16 protein-coding genes are annotated in these 15,928 nt (G+C 72.9%); 4 read left to right on the forward strand and 12 right to left on the reverse strand.

Going from position 1 to position 15,928, the window contains the following annotated elements; genetic code table 11:
• Positions 1 to 837: M14 family metallopeptidase (locus ABD691_RS07330; protein WP_344678690.1), on the forward strand; the 837-nt coding region annotated here is incomplete at its 5' end.
• A 120-nt stretch (positions 838 to 957) separates the two neighbouring features.
• On the forward strand, positions 958 to 2,241 hold the full coding sequence (locus ABD691_RS07335) for a hemolysin family protein (RefSeq protein WP_344678691.1): 1,284 nt from the start codon (positions 958 to 960) through the stop codon (positions 2,239 to 2,241).
• 162 nt (positions 2,242 to 2,403) lie between these two features.
• Here the strand turns inward: ABD691_RS07335 and ABD691_RS07340 are convergent, their stop codons facing one another.
• The 7 genes from ABD691_RS07340 to ABD691_RS07370 all read right to left on the reverse strand — a co-directional run bounded on the left by ABD691_RS07340 (position 2,404) and on the right by ABD691_RS07370 (position 8,412).
• Complete coding sequence (locus ABD691_RS07340; RefSeq protein WP_344678692.1) at positions 2,404 to 2,562, reverse strand: hypothetical protein; 159 nt, start codon at positions 2,560 to 2,562, stop codon at positions 2,404 to 2,406.
• Positions 2,563 to 2,639: 77 nt separating this feature from the next.
• Positions 2,640 to 3,278, reverse strand: coding sequence for an ABC transporter ATP-binding protein (locus tag ABD691_RS07345; protein WP_344678693.1), 639 nt, complete (start codon positions 3,276 to 3,278; stop codon positions 2,640 to 2,642).
• Positions 3,272 to 4,219: an ABC transporter ATP-binding protein gene (locus tag ABD691_RS07350; RefSeq protein ID WP_344678694.1), complete on the reverse strand. Its 948-nt coding sequence runs from the start codon at positions 4,217 to 4,219 to the stop codon at positions 3,272 to 3,274. Before ABD691_RS07350 ends, ABD691_RS07345 begins: the two co-directional genes overlap by 7 nt.
• Positions 4,220 to 4,245: 26 nt before the next feature.
• A complete protein-coding gene (locus tag ABD691_RS07355; protein ID WP_344678695.1) occupies positions 4,246 to 5,157 on the reverse strand; it encodes an ABC transporter permease in 912 nt (303 codons plus the stop codon).
• A complete protein-coding gene (locus ABD691_RS07360; protein ID WP_344678696.1) occupies positions 5,150 to 6,124 on the reverse strand; it encodes an ABC transporter permease in 975 nt (324 codons plus the stop codon). The genes ABD691_RS07355 and ABD691_RS07360 overlap by 8 nt, the downstream gene beginning before the upstream one ends.
• Positions 6,121 to 7,710, reverse strand: coding sequence for an ABC transporter substrate-binding protein (locus ABD691_RS07365; RefSeq protein ID WP_344678697.1), 1,590 nt, complete (start codon positions 7,708 to 7,710; stop codon positions 6,121 to 6,123). The genes ABD691_RS07360 and ABD691_RS07365 overlap by 4 nt, the downstream gene beginning before the upstream one ends.
• A gap of 75 nt (positions 7,711 to 7,785) precedes the next feature.
• Positions 7,786 to 8,412, reverse strand: coding sequence for a GntR family transcriptional regulator (locus ABD691_RS07370; protein ID WP_344678698.1), 627 nt, complete (start codon positions 8,410 to 8,412; stop codon positions 7,786 to 7,788).
• Between the two features lie 93 nt (positions 8,413 to 8,505).
• Between ABD691_RS07370 and ABD691_RS07375 the strand changes: the two genes are divergently transcribed.
• Complete coding sequence (locus tag ABD691_RS07375) at positions 8,506 to 9,297, forward strand: carbon-nitrogen hydrolase family protein (RefSeq protein ID WP_344678700.1); 792 nt, start codon at positions 8,506 to 8,508, stop codon at positions 9,295 to 9,297.
• On the opposite strand, the gene ABD691_RS07380 is transcribed toward ABD691_RS07375, so the two are convergent.
• On the reverse strand, positions 9,281 to 10,195 hold the full coding sequence (locus tag ABD691_RS07380) for a CPBP family glutamic-type intramembrane protease (RefSeq protein WP_344678701.1): 915 nt from the start codon (positions 10,193 to 10,195) through the stop codon (positions 9,281 to 9,283). The genes ABD691_RS07375 and ABD691_RS07380 overlap by 17 nt on opposite strands.
• Positions 10,186 to 11,409 (reverse strand): MFS transporter, encoded by a 1,224-nt coding sequence (locus ABD691_RS07385; RefSeq protein WP_344678702.1) that lies wholly within the window; start codon positions 11,407 to 11,409, stop codon positions 10,186 to 10,188. Before ABD691_RS07385 ends, ABD691_RS07380 begins: the two co-directional genes overlap by 10 nt.
• Before the next feature lie 71 nt (positions 11,410 to 11,480).
• Here ABD691_RS07385 and ABD691_RS07390 point away from each other — a divergent pair, with 71 nt between their 5' ends.
• Positions 11,481 to 12,443 (forward strand): helix-turn-helix domain-containing protein, encoded by a 963-nt coding sequence (locus ABD691_RS07390; protein WP_344678703.1) that lies wholly within the window; start codon positions 11,481 to 11,483, stop codon positions 12,441 to 12,443.
• 1 nt (position 12,444) lies between these two features.
• Here ABD691_RS07390 and nadC read toward each other — a convergent pair whose 3' ends face one another.
• The 3 genes from nadC to nadA are packed head-to-tail and all read right to left on the reverse strand — an operon-like array spanning position 12,445 to position 15,922.
• Positions 12,445 to 13,293, reverse strand: a complete 849-nt coding sequence (gene nadC, locus ABD691_RS07395) for a carboxylating nicotinate-nucleotide diphosphorylase (RefSeq protein ID WP_344678704.1) — start codon at positions 13,291 to 13,293, stop codon at positions 12,445 to 12,447.
• On the reverse strand, positions 13,290 to 14,894 hold the full coding sequence (locus ABD691_RS07400) for an L-aspartate oxidase (RefSeq protein WP_344678705.1): 1,605 nt from the start codon (positions 14,892 to 14,894) through the stop codon (positions 13,290 to 13,292). The genes nadC and ABD691_RS07400 overlap by 4 nt, the downstream gene beginning before the upstream one ends.
• Positions 14,891 to 15,922, reverse strand: coding sequence for a quinolinate synthase NadA (nadA, locus tag ABD691_RS07405; RefSeq protein WP_344678706.1), 1,032 nt, complete (start codon positions 15,920 to 15,922; stop codon positions 14,891 to 14,893). The genes ABD691_RS07400 and nadA overlap by 4 nt, the downstream gene beginning before the upstream one ends.
• Positions 15,923 to 15,928 lie beyond the last annotated feature (6 nt).

The following is a 15,928-nucleotide window of genomic DNA, read 5'->3' on the forward strand; positions in this document are numbered from 1 at the left end:
TCCAGCGTCGGCAAGTCCTTCGAGGGCCGGGACATCCCGCTGCTCAAGATCAGCGACAACGTCGCGCAGGACGAGGACGAGCCCGAGGTGCTGTTCAACTGCAACCAGCACGCTCGTGAGCACCTGACCACCGAGATGTGCCTGCGGATCGTCAACCGCTTCACCGACGGATACGCCAACGACCCGGCCGTCAAGGACATGGTCGACAACCGCGAGATCTGGGTCGTCCCGGTGACCAACCCGGACGGCTCGATCTACGACGTCGAGTCCGGCCAGTACCAGGGCTGGCGGAAGAACCGGCAGGACACCGGCACCGACACCAACCGCAACTTCGACTACAAGTGGAACTGCTGCGGCGGTTCCAGCGACGACCCGAACGCCGAGGACTATCACGGTCCGCACGCCGCCTCGGCGCCCGAGGTCGCGGCGCTGCAGAAGTGGGTCGACTCCCGCGTGGTCAACGGCCAGCAGCAGATCAGGGCCCACATCGACTGGCACACCTACTCCGAGCTGGTCCTGTGGCCCTTCGGGCACACCAGCGACGACGTCACCGACGGCATGACGCAGGAGGAGTACGACCGGTTCGCCAAGGTCGGCGGCGAGATGGCGCAGACCAACGGCTACACCCCGCAGCAGTCGAGCGACCTCTACGTCACCGACGGCGACACCACCGACTGGATGTGGGGCAAGCACAAGATCTTCTCGTTCACCTTCGAGATGTTCCCGTCCAACGGCGGCGGCATCGACGGGTTCTACCCGGACGACGAGGTCATCGAGAAGGAGACCACCCGCAACGACGCGGCCGTGGACATCCTGCTCCGCGAGGCCGGCGCCTGATCCGCCTGGCGCTGGGGCGAGGAGGCCCGGGGTTGCCGACGCGGCCCCGGGCCTTCCGCTTTCCCGGAGCACCCGGCCCGACAGCCGGTCTCCGGTGCCCTGGGATGTGAGAATCCGCAGGTGGACAGTGTGGTGTTCAACCTCGGTCTGGTGCTGTTGTTCGTGCTCGTCGGCGGGTACTTCGCCGCCGCCGAGATCGCACTGGTGTCGCTGCGCGAGGGGCAGGTGCGCAAGCTCGCCGAGCACGGGCGCGGCGGTGCGCGGGTGGCCCGGCTGCGGTCGGACTCCAACCGGTTCCTGTCGGCGGTGCAGATCGGCGTCACCTTCGCCGGGTTCTTCGCCTCCAGCTACGGCGGCGCCACCATCGCGGTCCGGCTGCAACCCGGGCTGGAGGGCTGGGGGCTGCCCGCCGCGCTGGCCGCGACCGTCTCGCTGGTGCTGGTGACGCTGCTGGTTTCCTACCTGTCGCTGGTCCTCGGCGAGCTGGTGCCCAAGCGCTTGGCGCTGCAACGCACCGAGCGGGTCTCGCTGGCCACCGCCGGAGTGCTCGACGGCCTGGCCACGGTGTGCAGGCCGCTGATCTGGCTGCTGTCGAAGTCGACCGACGGCGTGGTGCGGCTGCTGGGCATCGACCCGGGTTCCCACCAGCAGGAGGTCAGCCAGGAGGAGCTGCGGGACATGGTGCGCACCAGCGAGCAGCTGACCGTCGAGGAGCGCAAGCTGCTCGACGACGCGTTCAGCGCGGCCGACCGGGTGCTCAGCGAGGTGATGGTCCCGCGCACCGAGGTGGACTTCCTGGACCGCACGATGTCGCTGGCCGACGCGGTGGAGGAGGTCTCGGACAAGCCGCACTCGCGGTACCCGGTCATCCGCGACACCGCCGACGACGTCGTCGGGTTCGTCCACGTCCGCGACCTGCTGACCAAGGGCGCCGCGGAGGTTTCGACCATCGGCGAGCTGGCCCGGCCGGTGACCGCGCTGCCCGCGAGCAAACCGGTGCTGGCCGCGCTGACGGTGATGCGGCGGCGCGGCGGGCACCTGGCGGTGGTGGTCGACGAGTACGGCGGGACGGCGGGCATCGTGACCGTCGAGGACCTGGTGGAGGAGGTCGTCGGCGAGATCTGGGACGAGTACGACGCCGGAGCGGTCCCGGCGCGGCCGTCGCCCGCGGGGACGCAGGAGGTCGACGGGCTGCTGCACCGCAGCGAGGTGGAGGAGCAGACCGGGATCGAGCTGCCGGAGGGCCCGTTCGACACGCTCGCGGGATTCGTGCTCAACGGCCTCGGGAGGATGCCGGTCGAGGGCGACTTCGTGGAGGCGCTGGGGCACCGGTTCACCGTGCGGGCGATGGACGGCCGACGGATCGCCCGGGTGTTGATCACCCGGGTTGAGCCTGCGGATTGAGTCCGCGGAGTGAGTCGGCCGTTCGGGGAGGCCAGTCCTTTTCCGACGCATGGGACTCCGAAGCGGCAGGACCGCTTCGGGCCGCGCGGATTGGCCCCGGCCGAGCGGTCCGTCCACACAGGACACGCCGGCCGCCCCGGGCGAGCCAATCCGCGCTCCGCGTCACGACATCAGCAGAACCACGGCTCCCACCACGATGCCGATGACGACCACGGCCGCCGCCGTGATCATCACCCCCCGCAGCTTCGGCCGTTCCTGCGCGACCTCGCTCTGCGCGCGCTCGCGCCACTGCATGAACGTGGTGCCTTCGCCCTCGCTCACGATCTCTCCCCTGCTCGTCGGGTCGGTCCCTCGGACGCATGGCGTGCGACCGGCGGTTCCAACCTTGTCACAACGCCTCAGCGAGATCCGAGCCGCACGGTCCGCCGCGCCCAGCGTTCCAGCAGGCCGTCGTCGTGGCTGATGGCCAGCACCCCGGTCCGGTCCGCCGCCACCCGGTCCTCGACCACCCGGACGAGGGATGCCGTGGTGGAGGCGTCGAGCATCGCGGTCATCTCGTCGCAGATCAGGTAGCGCGGGCGCAGCGCGAGCGCGCGGGCCAGGCAGGCGCGCTGCAACTGGCCGTCGCTGACCTCGTGCGGCCTGCGCCCGAGCAGCTCCTCGGTCAGCCCGACCAGGTCCGCGAGCTCGGCGACCCGGTCCGCCGTCCCGGTGGCGCGCAGCGGCTCGGCCACGATCTCGCGCAGCGTGAACCGCGGGTCGACCGCCGGGCGCGGCTGCTGGAAGACCACACCGATCGCGGTGCGCTGCTCGCGCGGTGCGGAGTGGCGGAACCCGGTGACCGGCGCGCCGTCCACCGCGACCTGCCCGGCCCACGGGCGCTGGAGCAGCGCCAGCACCCGGGCCAGCGTCGACTTGCCGCAGCCGCTCGGCCCCGACAGGCCGACGACCTCGCCCGGCGCGATCTCGATGTCGACGCCGTCGAGCACCGGCACTCCCCTGCGGTATCCGGCGACCAGGCCGGTCCCGGTCAGCACGGCGGGTGCGCGGCGACCCAGCGGTCGCCGTGGGCTCGCAGTTCCGGATCTCCCGTGCAGGAGCCGGACGGACAGCGCTGGCAGAACACGCAACCCCATTCCCGTTCGAGGCGGTCGAGTTCGGTCAGGGCGGGCGGATGACCCGGGATCGGCTCGAAGCCGCCCTCCGGCAGCGCGCCGAGCAGACCCGCGGTGTACGGGTGCCAGGGATCGGCGAAGACCTCCTCGGCGGGCCCGGCCTCGACGATCCGGCTCGCGTACATCACCGCGACATCGGTGGCGACCCGCTTGGCCGCGGTCAGGTCGTGGGTGATCAGCAGTACCGCGCGGTCGTCGGCCGCGGTCTCGGCCAGGAGGTCCACCGTCCTGTGGACCAGTGGGCGATCCAGTCCGGTGGTCGGTTCGTCAGCCAGCAGCACCGGTGGATCGCCCGCCAGCGCCAGCGCGATCGCGACCCGCTGCGCCATGCCGCCGGACAGCTCGTGCGGGTAGTGGTCGAGCTCGTCCGGGCGCAGGCCGACGCGTTCGGCGAGCTCGTCGGGGCCCGCGCCCGAGCCCAGCGCGCGGATCGCTTCGACGAGCTGGCTGCGCGCGGTGCGCACCGGGGTCAAGTGCGTGCCCGCCGACTGCGGCACCAGCCCGATCCGCCGCCCGCGCACCCGCTCGGCCAGCACCTGCTCCGGCGCCGACAGCAGCTCGACGTCGCCGGTCACCGCCCGGCCGCGGACCTGCGCGTTGGCCGGGAGCAGCCCGAGCAGCGCCGAGGCCAGCACCGACTTCCCGCAGCCGGACTCCCCGACCAGCGCCAGCACCCGGCCGCGCTCCAGGCGCAGCGACGCGTCGGTGACCGCGCGGACCTCGCCGCGCCTGCCGAGCAGGAAGCGCACCGACAGCCGGTCCAGTTCCAGCAGGCTCCCGGTGCTGCCAGAACCAACGCTCACAGCACCAACATTCCCAGCACCAACGCTCACAGCGCCAACTCCGATCTGCGGCGGGGGACGACCCGGTCCCGCCAGGTCGCGGCCAGCCCGGACACCGCCAGCGTGGTGGCCACCAGCAGCAGCGACGGGAACGCGACGATCCACCACGCGCCCAGCAGCACCGCCTCCCGGCCGTCGCCGAGGATGTTGCCGATGCTGGCCAGGTGCGGCGGCAGCCCGAGCCCGAGGAAGCTCAGCGCGGTCTCGTGCCACACCGCGTGCGGCACCAGCAGCACCGCCGAGAGCGCGGCCTGCGGCACGACCGCGGGCAGCAGGTGCCTGCGCAGGATCCGCATCCGCGTCGAGCCGCCCGCGACGGCGGCGTCGATGTAGGGGCGTTCGCGCAGCGACAGCACTTCCGCGCGGACGATCCGCGCGACGGTCGTCCAGTGCGTGAGCGCGATCGAGAGCATGACCGCGCCGAGGCTTCCCCGGTACAGCGCGACGATCACGATGCCCAGCAGCAGGTGCGGCACCGAGTTGACGGTGTCGACCGCGCGCATCAGCAGCCGGTCGGTCCAGCCGCCGACCGCGCCCGCGACCGCGCCGACCAGCGATCCGAGCACTGTGGACACCACCGCGCTGACCGCGGCCACCAGCAACGAGATCCGCAGCCCGGCCAGCGACTGCACGAGCAGGTCCCGGCCGCCGGAGTCGGTGCCGAACGGGTGCGCCGGGCTCGGCGCCAGCCGGACCGAGTCGTAGTCGACGAGGTCGCCGCCGCCGAGCACCGCGGGCACGACCAGCGCCCCGAGCACCAGCGCGGCCAGGGTCGCCGCCGACCACCGCAGCCGCCCGTACCCGGAGGTCGTGCGCCCGCGCGGCGTGCCCGCGCGCCTGCGGCCCGCGGGGATCCAGGTGGCCTGGGCGCTCGCCCGTCCAAGATCGTGATCAGCCATCGGCGGCCACCCTCGGGTCGAGCGCGATCGCGGCGATGTCGGCGCACAGCGAGCCGAGCAGCACGGCGGCGGTCGCGGTCAGCGTCAGGATCGCCAGCAGCGGGTAGTCGACGGCGGTGGCCGCGGTGACCACGGCGGCGGCGACGCCGGGCCAGGAGAAGACCTCCTCGACCAGCACCGCACCGGTCACCAGCTCCGGCACCCGGGCACCGATCAGCGTCACGAACGGCAGCAGCGCGGTCGGCAGCGCGTGCCGGAGGACCACCGCGCGCTCGCCGAGCCCGCGCGCCCGCGCGCCGGTGACGTGGTCCTCGGCGAGCGAGGCCAGCATCGACTGCCGGACGTGCAGCACCAGCCACGGCGACTGTGAGATCCCCAGCACCAGCGCGGGAAGCGCGAGGTGTTCGGCGATCTGGCCGGAGGTCAGCGCGCTGCCCGCGTCGGTCAGCCCGGCGACCGGCAGCCAGCCGAGGCCGAGCGCGAACACCGCGATCGCCAGCAGCGCCAGCACGAACGGCGGTACGCCCTCCAGCGCGTGCCCGATCGCGGTGACCAGCCGGTCGGTCCAGCCGCCCTGCCGCCAGGCCGCGACCGTGCCCAGCACCAGCGCGATCAGCACGGCCAGCGCGAGCCCGGTGGCGGCCAGCAGCAGCGTCCACGGCAGCCGCTCGGCGAGGACCTGCGCGACCGGCTGGCGCAGCGAGCGGGAGTTTCCGAGATCGCCTTGCAGAACTCCGGTCAGCCAGCGCCAGAACTGCACCAGCACCGGGTCGTCGAGCCCGAGCTCAGCGCGCACCCGGGCGACGTCGGCGGCCGAGGCGCTGAACAGTTCCACTCCGTAGTACTGGTGGACCGGGTCGAACGGGGACGCCGCCGCGAGCAGGAACACCCCGACCGCCACCACCGCCAGCACGGGCACCGCGAAGCCGAGCCTGTGCAGGACCAGGCGCGTGATGGCACGGCTCACGGCTTCGGTTTCCAGGCTTCGAGGTTCCACCACGGGCCCCAGGTCGTGCCGTGGGTGTGCGGCTCGACCGGCGGCTGGTAGCCGTCCCACTTCCCGTCGCGCATCACGTAGCTGTGGTCGACGAACGCCAGGTACACCTGGCCGGGATCGGCGACGTAGGCGCGCTGCGCCCGCTTGTAGGACTCCGCCCTGGCGGCGGGATCGGTGTTCTGCCGCCCGCTGTCGAGCGCGGCGTCGACCTCGGCGTTGCGGTAGCGGCCGGGGTTGTTGTACGTGCCGGTGCCGATCACCGACGAGTGCAGCGCGGAGTACATCTGCGGGTCGGGGTCGATCGGGTTGCCGCCGCCGAGCACGATCCCGTCGGTGGCGATCCGCCCGGCGACCGCGGAGCGGTCCACACCGGCCAGCTCGACCTCGATGCCGACGGCCTTGGCGTCGGAGGCGAAGGCGCGGGCGAGGTCCTTGCGCAGGCTGTCGTCGGCGAAGTACATGACGGTGAACTTCGCGCGCTGCCCGCCGCGCTGGCGGATCCCGTCCGGTCCGGCGGTCCAGCCCGCGTCGTCGAGGATCTTCGCCGCCCTGGCCCGGTCGAAGCCGAACCGCGCGGCGGGCTCGTGGTAGGCGCCCATCGACTCCGGGACCGGCGCGTACGCGGGCGTGCCGTGCCCGCCGAGCAGTGCCTGGATCATGCCCTCGCGGTCGACGGCGTGGTTGAGCGCGAGCCGCACCGCCCGGTCACCGGCGACCGGGTGCTCGTTGGGCAGCGCGATCGTGCGGAAGTCGGCCGTGCGGTGGTGCACGGTCCGGTAGCCGTCCCGGCCGACGCTCTGCGCGAGCACCGGCGGGAGCACGGTGCCGTCGAACTCGCCGGACTGGAGGCGCTGGGCGCGGGTGTTGTCGTCCTTGGCGAACACGACCGTGACCTTGCCGACCGCGGGCGGGCCGGCCCAGTACGCCGGGTTGGCCTCCCAGGTCATCTGGTCGCCCTGCCGCCACTCGACCAGCCGGTACGGGCCGGTGCCGACGGGCTTGGTGTTGAGCTCGGAGCTCTCCAGCGAAGCGGGCTGGGCCAGCTTCTCGGCGGGGACGATGCCCAGCACGAGCTTCGACGGCCACGCCGAGTACGGGATGTTCAGGTCGAAGCGGACCGTGCGCGGGTCGAGGGCCGTCACGTTGGCGAGCATCGAGAAGTCGGAGGAAATCGTTGCGGCGTAAGCCGGATCGATGGCCGCGCGGTAGGTCGCCACGACGTCGTTGGCGTCGAACGGGGTGCCGTCGTGGAAGGTCACGCCCTCGCGCAGCCGGACCGTCCAGGACTTGGCGTCCGAAGTGGACTGCGGCGGTTCGGCGGCCAGCGCGGGGCGCAGGCTGCTGGTGCCGTCGAAGGCGAGCAGTCCGTCGTAGAACTTCGCCGCGCCTTCCTCGCCGTAGCCCAGCAGCGGGTTCAGGCTCTCCGGCTCGTAACCGTCGGCGAGCAGCATCGAGCCGGGGTCCGAACTCGCACCGGGGGTCGTTGGAGCGGTGCACGCGCCCAGCAGCGCCAGGGCGGCCGGGGCGGCGATGAGGAGTCCTCGACGATTGAGCACTCAAGCACCTTAGGTGCTGTTGCAAGTGCTTCTCAACAATGGGTTGGTTGCATTACAGGCACCTTCGGGTCGCGCTCAGCCCTTCAGCAGCACGCGCTGGGTCTCCTCCAGGTGCGCGGTGATCGCCTTCGCGCTCGCCTCGGCGTCGCCGGAAGCCAGCGCCTCGATGATCGCCTCGTGCTCGGCCAGCACCGCCTCCCGGCGGTCGGCGGCGCGGAACAGCGCGACGACACCGGCCCGGATCTGCCGCGCGCGCAGCCCGTCGTAGCTCCGGTCCAGCATCTCGTTGCCCACCGCGTGCACGAGCGCCGCGTGGAAGGCGTGGTCCCGGTCGATGAACTCGTGCGGGTCGTCGGCAGCCCGGAGCGCGCGCTGCCCCTCGAGTTCGGCACGCATGCGCTCCAGCGGAACCGCCGCCAGCTCCAGCGCCCGGCGCGCCGCGTAGCACTCGATCATGCCGCGGACCTCGAACAGCTCCCGGATCTCCTTGCCGCCGACCGGCGGGACGTAGGCGCCGCGCTTGGGCACGAGCTGCACCAGTTCCTCCGCCGCGAGCAGCAGCAACGCCTCCCGGATCGGGGTGCGCGAGACGCCGATCTCGTCGGCCAGGGCCTGCTCGTTGACGAACCGCCCCTGCATCGAGGGGTCGCCCAGGACCACCTCCTTGAGGTGGTCGTAGGCGAGCTGCCGTCCCGAGGTCATCCGGGGGCTCCTCCTGATCTCGGCCGTGCACCGCGACCGCAGTCTTGCATATTGTTCGTATACAGCAGTCGACGCAGAAGGGCGGAACCGCTGATGCGGATCGCACTGTGCCAGATCGTCTCCACCCCCGACCCGAAGGCGAACCTGGAGCTGGTCGCCGACGGCGTGCGCCGCGCCGCCGAGGCCGGTGCGGAGCTGGCGGTGTTCCCGGAAGCCACGATGGCGTGCTTCGGCGTGAAGCTCGGGCCGCTGGCCGAACCGCTCGACGGGCCCTGGGCGGGAGAGGTGCGGAGGCTGGCCGACGAGGCAGGCATCGCCGTGGTGGCCGGCATGTTCACGCCTGCCGACGACGGCCGGGTCGGCAACACGCTGCTGGTCACCGGCCGCGGCCTCGACGAGCACTACGACAAGATCCACCTCTTCGACGCCTTCGGCTTCGAGGAGTCGCGGAACGTCGCGCCCGGCGACCGGCCGCTGACCGTCCGGCTCGGCGGGACCACGGTCGGCTTCGCCACCTGCTACGACGTCCGGTTCCCCGGCCTGTACACGGCGCTGGCCGACCAGGGCGCGTCGGTGATCGTCACCTCCGCGTCCTGGGGCGCGGGCGAGGGCAAGCGCGAGCAGTGGGAGCTGCTGGTGCGCGCCCGCGCGCTGGACTCCACGTCGTGGGTGGTGGCCTGCGGCCAGGCCGACCCGCGCAGCGTCGGCCGCGAGCCCAGCGGCAAGGCGCCGACCGGGGTCGGCTTCAGCACGGTCGCCACCCCGCTGGGCGCGGTGCACGCGCAGCTGGGCGCCGAGCCGGACGTCCTCGTCGTCGACCTCGACCCGGACGCGGTGCGGGAGGCCCGGCGCGCGGTGCCGGTCCTGCTCAACCGGCGGTTCTGACGGTCCGCCGGTAGGCGATGACCGCGAGCGCGACCCCGACGGCGAGCACGGCGCTGGTGATCAGGCTGCCCTCGACGCCGAACTGGCCGCCGGTCAGCAGCGACGTGCTGCCGGTGGCCACCTCGGCGTCGAACAGCGTGGTCCGCAGGTTCATGCCGGAGACCTCGACGCCGAAGACGTTGCCCTGGAACCAGTTCCAGACCGCGTGGAACGCGCACACGCCCCACAGCCCGCCCTCGGCCAGCGCCCAGAACACCAGCAGCAGCGAGATCAGCGCCAGGTTCAGGCCCGGGACGACCCCGACCCCGGCGTTCGCGCCGTGCAGCGCGGTGAACACGACCGCCTGGACGACGACCGCGGCGGTCAGGCCCCACTTCCGGTAGGTGGTCTGGAGCAGGTAGCCGCGGGTGACGATCTCCTCGGTGCTGGCCTGCACCGCGAACCCGGCCAGCGCCAGCAGCACCCCGGCCGCCTGCGCGGGAACCGGACCGTCCATCGTGAACTGTCCACTCACGACGTTGGCCAGCACCGGGATCGACAGCGCCACCGCGGCACCGGCAGCGCCCAGGGCCAGGCGCTGGGGAACGCGGCTCGCGGGCAGGAACCCGACGCTGCCGAAGGGGCGGCCCTCCCTGAACCGGATCCACAGCCACAGCAACGCCGTCGTGCCGCCGAAGGCCAGCATCAGCACCATCTGGTCGGCCAGCGCCAGCCGCGGTTCGAGCAGCCCCGCCCCGGCGCCGGTGACCAGCGCCAGGACGAGCAGCGCCACCGCCTGCCCGACGAACAGGCACCCGAGCAGCACGACCAGCGCCAGGACCGGGCCGGTCGGCCGCCGGGCCAGGAAGATCCCGTCGAGCAGCGGTGACGGTGACTTGGCGCGTTCGCTCAGTTGCATGCCGCGCATCTTGCCGTTCGCACAGGACTTCGATCCGGCGCACCGCGTTTCGCGCCCTTCCAAGCGGTCCACAGCAGGGTGAGCACGGCGAGCGCGGCCAGGCCCACCAGCAGGACCGGCGCCGGAAGCCGGCTTTCCAGAACGGCCAGCAGGTACGGAACGCCGAATCCGAGGTAGGCCAGGGCCTGGAACGCTGCGGTGAGCCGGGCGAGGTCGTCGGCGCCCGCCATCCGTTGCACCTCGATCAGGCCGCACACGAGACAACACCCGTAACCCGCTCCCAGCACCGCCGACCCCACTGCGACCAGGACCGGCTGCGACACGGCCACCGCGCCGGCGCTGAGCAGCAAACCCAGTGCCACGATCCCCAGCGAGGTGGCGATGAGGTGCGGCTTCGCCGGACGGTCGACCCGCCGGGCCAGCGGCTGCACCGCGATCCCCGCGATCATGGTCACCGCGGTCACCACCGCGCCGAACAGCAGCGCGCCGTCGCCGAGGTGACCGCGGACGAGCCCGGGCAGGTAGGCGAGCCCGACCGACGACGCGCCGAACACCCACGGTGCGAGCGGGACGACAACAGCGCGGAACCGGCGCGCCGCTTCGGGATTCAGCCGCACGGGTGTCCACAGTGCTGCGTCGAGGTTCGCCGGACGGGTTTCCCGGGTCCGCGCGACCAACGGGATCGCCAGGGCGGTCAATGCCAGGTGTGGCACGTATGCCGAAACGGTCGGCGAAGGCGCCCATTGCGCCAGCAGTCCCGCGACCAGCGGACCTCCGGCGAAGCCCGCGGTCATCGCCACTGCCGCGCGCCGCGCGCCGGAGTTCCGCTCGCGTTCGGAACCGGAGGACAACTCCTTGATCCAGGCCGTACCGGCGCTGAAAGCAGCGCCGCTGGCCATGCCCGCGACCAGGCGGCCGGCGAACAACCACGGCAGCGATTCGCCACCGATGATCAGCAGCACGCTCGCGAGCAGCGATGTCACCAGCGCAGCGACGACGAGTCGGCGGCGACCGTGCTTGTCGGACGCGGGTCCACCGAGGAAAAGCCCGGGGATCAACCCGACGGCGTAAAGCCCGTAAGTCGCCTGGAGCATCGGTGCCGAGACGTCCGAACGGGTCTGGTACATCAGCAGCAGCAGCGGAGCGAACTGGTTGGCTCCCCAAGCCACCGCCGCTACCCCCAGGCCGACCGCGATCCACTCCCGTTTCCGCATGCCTGCCATGTTCGGGAGATCGCGCGCTCGCGACCAGTGACCAGATCGCCATGGTTCGTACAATTCCGGCCATGTCCACGGTCGCGCTGGCCGTCGCCGACGGCACGACGCTGTTCGAGCTCGCCATTCCCTGTGCCGTCTTCGGCTCGCCCCGCCCGGAAGGGGCGGGCAGTTGGTACGAACTGGCGGTCTGCGCCGACCCCGGCGCCCGCGTCGGGGAATGGCTCCGCGTGGAAACCCCGCACAGCCTCGAAGAAGTGGCCACCGCGCAGACCGTTGTCGTCCCCGCCTGCGACCAGGTCGTGACCAGTCCGCCGCCGGAACTCGTCGACGCCGTGCGCGCGGCCCACGAGCGCGGCGCGCGCATCGCGTCGATCTGCACCGGTGCCTTCGTGCTGGCCGCGGCCGGACTGCTCGACGGGCGGCGGGCGACCACGCACTGGATGCACGCCCACGAGCTGGCTCACAGGCATCCCGATGTCGAGGTCGATTCGCGCGTGCTCTACGTCGACGAGGGCGACATCCTCACGTCGGCCGGTCAGGCCGCGGGGATCGACCTGTGCCTGCACATGGTCCGGAAGGATCACGGTGCGGCCGTCGCCAACGCCGTCGCCCGCAGGCTCGTCGTCGCTCCGCACCGCGCCGGTGGTCAGGCGCAGTTCATCGCCCAACCGCTGCACGCCCGGGGCGGCAACGGGTTGAGCGACCTGCTGGCCTGGGCCGTCGAGCGCCTGCACGAACCGCTGACCACCGCGGACCTGGCCCGGCAGGCCCGGATGAGCCCGCGCAGCCTCGGGCGGCACTTCCGCACCGCCACCGGAACCAGCCCCCTCCAGTGGCTCCTGGCCCAGCGGATCCGCCGGGCGCAGGAACTCCTGGAGACCTCCGACGACAGCGTCGAGCAGATCGCCCGCAGCTGCGGCCTGGGAACGGCGACCACGCTCCGGCGCCACTTCAACACCGCCGTCGGCGTGCCGCCCGACGCGTACCGCCGCACGTTCCGCAGCGGCACCCGGCTCGTGCGACCGCGATGACCTACATGTCCAGCCCCAGGTCCAGCGCCGGGGAGGAGTGCGTCAGACCGCCGACGGCGAGGTACTGCACGCCGGTCTCGGCGTAGGCGCGGGCCACCTCCAGCGTGAGCCCGCCGGACGCCTCCAGCTCGGTCCGCGGCGACGCCAAAGCCGTGCGGCGGACGGCTTCGGCGCACTGCTCGGGCGTGAAGTTGTCCAGCAGCACCAGTTCCACCTCCTCGGCGAGGACCGCGTCGAGTTCGTCCAGGGTGGACACCTCGACCTCCATCGGCAGCCCCGGCGCGTGCGCGCGGCAGGCGCGGACCGCCGCGACCGCCGAACCGGCGGCCACCACGTGGTTGTCCTTGATCAGCACCGCGTCGCCCAGCCCCAGCCGGTGGTTGGTCCCGCCGCCGCAGCGCACCGCGTACTTCTGCGGCAGCCGCAGGCCGGGCAGCGTCTTGCGGCTGTCCCGGATCCGGCAGCCGGTGCCCGCCACCGCCGACACCCACGCCGCCGTGGCGGTCGCGATGCCGGACAGGTGGCACAGCAGGTTCAGCGCCGTGCGCTCCGCCGTGAGCAGCCCGCGCACCCGCGCGCGCACGCGCAGCGCGCAGTCGCCCGGTTCCAGCCGGTCACCATCGGTGCGCGAGGACAGGACCTCGTAGTCTCCCAGCACCGCATCCAGCACCGCGCGGACCAGCGGCAGACCCGCCAGCACGCCCGCGCGCCGGGTGTTGAAACCCGCCTCGGCGACCGCGTCGGCGGGCACCGTCGCCTCGGTCGTCGCATCCGGCCCGTAGCGCAGGTCCTCGTCGAGCGCGGCGCGGACCAGCGCCTTGGCCTCGGCCGGCCCAAGGCCCGCGATCATGCCACCCCTCCGATCAGCTCCGGCTCGGTCCGGATCAGCCAGCCCGACACGTCCAGCCGCAGCGCGATGCTGCGCCGCCAGCGCGCGTCGTCGGTGTCGGGGTAGTCCGTGCGCCGGTGGCAGCCTCGCGACTCGTTGCGGGTCTGCGCGGCCAGCAGCAGCGCCTGCGCGGTCAGCGCCAGCGACGAGTCCTCGACCGCCTGCCTGCTGTCGAGCGGCCGGACCGCACCCGCCCGGTCCAGCATCGTGGCCGCCTCGGACAGCGCCTCGGCCTCCCGGCGGATGCCCGCGGCGCGGCTCATCGTGCGTTGCAGCAGATCGCGGTCCACCACGGCCGCCGACGCACCCGCCACGTCCGGGCTGGACCTGCGGGTCCGCAGCCCGCACCGCCGGTCGTGCGCGACCGCATCGGCGGCCCGGCCGCCGACGACCAGCCCCTCCAGCAGGCTGTTGGACGCCAGCCGGTTCGCACCGTTCAGTCCGGTGCAGGCGACCTCCCCCGCCGCGTAGAGGCCCGGCACCGTGGTCCTTCCGTCCACACTGGACAGAACTCCGCCGCAGGAGTAGTGCGCGGCGCTGGTCACCGGGATCGGCTCCCGCACCGGGTCGATCCCGGCCGCGCGGCAGGCCGCGAAAACCGTCGGGAACCGCTCGGCGAACCCCGCGCCGATGCCGGTGGCGTCCAGGTACACGTACCCGGCACCGGTTTCGTCCGCTCGCCGGTAGATCGCCGCCGACACCACGTCGCGCGGCGCCAGGTCCTCCAGCGGGTGCTGACCGGCCATGACCCGCTCACCGTTGACGTCGACCAGCACCGCGCCCTCGCCGCGCACCGCCTCGGTGATCAGCGGCCTGCGCCCGCGCGCACCGCCCGGCGCGTAGAGGACCGTCGGGTGGAACTGCACGAACTCCAGGTCCGCGACCACGGCTCCGGCCCGCAGCGCCAGCGCGACACCGTCCGCGGTGGCGACGTCGGGGTTGGAGGTGGCCGAGTAGAGCTGTCCGAGACCGCCGGTCGCGAGCAGCACCGCGGGCGCGTGCACCACGCCCTGCCGACCTTCGGCGTCGAGCGCGACCGCACCGGCGATCGCGCCCCGGTCATCGCGCAGCAGCTCGACCACGCAGTGCCGCTCCAGCACCGGAATTCCGCCGTCCCGCGCGGCATCCGACAGCGCCCGCTGCACCTCGGCCCCGGTCGCGTCACCACCGGCGTGGATCACCCGGAACGAGCTGTGCCCGCCCTCGCGGGTGCGCGACAGCGAGCCGTCGGCGTCGGTGTCGAACAGCGCACCCAGCGCGCGCAGCCGGTCGATCGCCTCGGAGCCCGCGCCGAGGATCGACCGCACCGCCGCCCGCGAGCACAGGCCCGCACCGGCGGTCATGGTGTCCTCGACGTGACCGCGGACGCTGTCGGCCGGGTCGTGCTCGTCCGGGCGGAAGACGGCGACCCCGCCCTGCGCCCACGACGTGTTGCCCGCACCGGCGGCGTCCTTGCTCACCACCAGAACCCGCAGTCCCAGTTCCCGCGCCCGCAGCGCGGCGGTCAGCCCCGCGACACCGGAGCCGACCACGACCAGGTCGGCACCGGACTCCCAGGTCATTCGCCGCCCCCGGGCTTGCCGATGGCGATCATCCGCTCCACCGAACCGCGCGCCCGCTCGGCGACGTCGGCGGGCACGTCGACCTCGTCGGCCCCGTCCCGCAGGCAGCGCAGCAGCGCCGCCGGGGTGATCATCTTCATGTAGCGGCAGGAGGCGCGGTCGTTGACCGCGCGGAAGTCGATCTCCGGCGCGGCCCGGCGCAGCTGGTGCAGCATCCCGACCTCGGTGGCCACCAGCACCGACTTGGCCCCGGTCTCGCGGGCGGCGTCGAGCATCCCGCCGGTCGACAGGATCTTGACCCGTTCCTCGGGCAGCGTGCCCTCGCCCGCCAGGTACAGCGCGGAGGTCGCGCAGCCGCACTCGGGGTGGATGAACAGGTCCGCGTCCGGGTTCTCGGCCGCGCGGGAGGCAAGCTCGGGACCGTTGATCCCGGCGTGCACGTGGCACTCGCCGGCCCAGACGTGCAGGTTCTCCCGGCCGGTCGCGCGCCGGACGTGGGCGCCGAGGAACTGGTCCGGGCAGAACAGCACCTCCCGGTCGGCCGGGATGGAGCGCACCACGTCGACGGCGTTGGAGGAGGTGCAGCAGATGTCGGTCTCGGCCTTCACGTCCGCGGTGGTGTTGACGTAGGACACCACGACCGCGCCCGGGTGCTGGGCCTTCCACTCCCGCAGCTGCTCGGCGGTGATCGAGTCGGCCAGCGAGCAGCCCGCCCGCTCGTCCGGGATCAGCACGGTCTTGTCCGGACTGAGGATCTTGGCGGTCTCGGCCATGAAGTGCACCCCGCAGAACACGATGGTGCTTGCGCTGCTCTCGGCCGCGATCCGGCTCAGCGCCAGCGAGTCCCCGGTGTGGTCGGCCACGTCCTGGATCTCGGGCAGCTGGTAGTTGTGCGCCAGCAGCACGGCGTCGCGCTCGCGCGCGAGGTGGCGGACCTCCTCGGCCCACCGCTCGTCCGGGAGCACCCCGGTGTAGCCCGCGTCGGTCCGCTCCGACGTGCCCGCGAGCACCTGTCCGGTAGCCGCCATGTCGTC

This window comes from Saccharopolyspora taberi (genome assembly GCF_039534165.1).
Taxonomy (GTDB): Bacteria; Actinomycetota; Actinomycetes; order Mycobacteriales; family Pseudonocardiaceae; genus Saccharopolyspora_D; species Saccharopolyspora_D taberi.

What these genes read in the sequence shown, in the direction of transcription:
- ABD691_RS07400 (WP_344678705.1), bottom strand. Translation starts at nt 14,894, where the DNA reads ATGACCTGGGAGTCCGGTGCCGACCTGGTCGTGGTCGGCTCCGGTGTC.
- ABD691_RS07390 (WP_344678703.1), top strand. Translation starts at nt 11,481, where the DNA reads ATGTCCACGGTCGCGCTGGCCGTCGCCGACGGCACGACGCTGTTCGAG.
- ABD691_RS07370 (WP_344678698.1), bottom strand. Translation starts at nt 8,412, where the DNA reads ATGACCTCGGGACGGCAGCTCGCCTACGACCACCTCAAGGAGGTGGTC.
- nadA (WP_344678706.1), bottom strand. Translation starts at nt 15,922, where the DNA reads ATGGCGGCTACCGGACAGGTGCTCGCGGGCACGTCGGAGCGGACCGAC.
- ABD691_RS07355 (WP_344678695.1), bottom strand. Translation starts at nt 5,157, where the DNA reads ATGGCTGATCACGATCTTGGACGGGCGAGCGCCCAGGCCACCTGGATC.
- nadC (WP_344678704.1), bottom strand. Translation starts at nt 13,293, where the DNA reads ATGATCGCGGGCCTTGGGCCGGCCGAGGCCAAGGCGCTGGTCCGCGCC.
- ABD691_RS07380 (WP_344678701.1), bottom strand. Translation starts at nt 10,195, where the DNA reads ATGCAACTGAGCGAACGCGCCAAGTCACCGTCACCGCTGCTCGACGGG.
- ABD691_RS07385 (WP_344678702.1), bottom strand. Translation starts at nt 11,409, where the DNA reads ATGCGGAAACGGGAGTGGATCGCGGTCGGCCTGGGGGTAGCGGCGGTG.
- ABD691_RS07375 (WP_344678700.1), top strand. Translation starts at nt 8,506, where the DNA reads ATGCGGATCGCACTGTGCCAGATCGTCTCCACCCCCGACCCGAAGGCG.